The following is a 1,303-nucleotide window of genomic DNA, read 5'->3' as shown; positions in this document are numbered from 1 at the left end:
CAAGCGTGATGTGGTGATTGATCTGGTTTGTTACCGTCGTCGTGGTCACAACGAGGCAGATGAACCTTCCGGTACTCAGCCACTGATGTATCAGAAAATTGCCAAACAGCCCAGCACCCGCAAGATCTACGGTAAAAAACTGGTGACTGCTGGTGTGATCACCGCTGAAGAAGACAAAAAATTCAGTGATGACTACCGGGATGCACTGGATAATGGTCAGCATGTGGCCAAATCACTGGTTAAAGAGCCCAATACGGAGCTGTTTGTAGATTGGACGCCTTATCTGGGTCACGAATGGACAGCCAAGTACGATACCAGCGTTGAAATCAAACACCTGCAAGAACTCGCCGTTAAAATGTGTGAAGTTCCTGAGGGTTTCCAGATGCAGCGTCAGGTTGCCAAGATCTATGAAGATCGCCGCAAGATGCTGGCTGGTGGAATGGGGTTGAATTGGGGTTTTGCCGAAGTACTTGCTTATGCCACGCTGCTGGATGCCAATCATCCGATTCGTATCACTGGACAGGATGTGGGTCGCGGTACTTTCTCTCACCGCCATGCTGTATTACACGACTGTAATGATGGACGTGTTTATGTACCGCTGCAGAACCTGAAACTTGATCAGCCCAAGCTGGTCATTCATGACTCCTACCTGTCAGAAGAAGCTGTTTTGGCCTTTGAATACGGTTATTCCACCACCATGCCCAATGCACTGGTCATCTGGGAAGCCCAGTTTGGTGATTTTGCCAACGGTGCTCAGGTGGTGATGGATCAGTTCATCTCTTCTGGTGAAACCAAGTGGGGGCGTCTGTGTGGTTTGACCATGCTGCTGCCGCACGGTTATGAAGGTCAGGGTCCGGAACACTCTTCAGCTCGTCTGGAGCGTTACCTGCAGTTGTGTGCTGAGCACAATATCCAGGTTTGTACACCAACTACACCTGCGCAGATTTTCCACCTCTTGCGTCGTCAGGCACTGCGCCCACTGCGTAAACCGCTGGTGGTTATGTCTCCGAAGAGTCTGCTACGCCACAAGGATGCCACTTCCACGCTGGAAGATCTGGCTAACGGCTACTTCCAGACCGTCATTGGTGATCAGGGCAAACTGGATGCCAAAAAGGTCAAACGTGTCATTCTGTGTGGTGGCAAGGTTTATTACGATCTTGCGGCCAAACGTGAAGAAACAGGCGCTGAAGATACTGCGATTATTCGTATCGAACAGCTCTACCCCTTCCCGGAAGATGACTTGGAAGCTGAACTGGCGCAGTACACCAATCTTGAGCATGTTGTCTGGTGTCAGGAAGAACCA

The 1,303-nt window shown here is 50.5% G+C and carries 1 protein-coding gene; it reads left to right on the top strand.

The window, feature by feature from the left end:
• A partial coding sequence (locus tag IBX50_RS20625; RefSeq protein ID WP_292258317.1) for a thiamine pyrophosphate-dependent enzyme occupies window positions 1-1,303 on the top strand: 1,303 nt, incomplete at both ends.

This window comes from Marinospirillum sp. (assembly GCF_014859565.1).
Note: the sequence above shows the minus strand (reverse complement) of the source record. Positions and strands in the feature narration are given on the sequence as shown.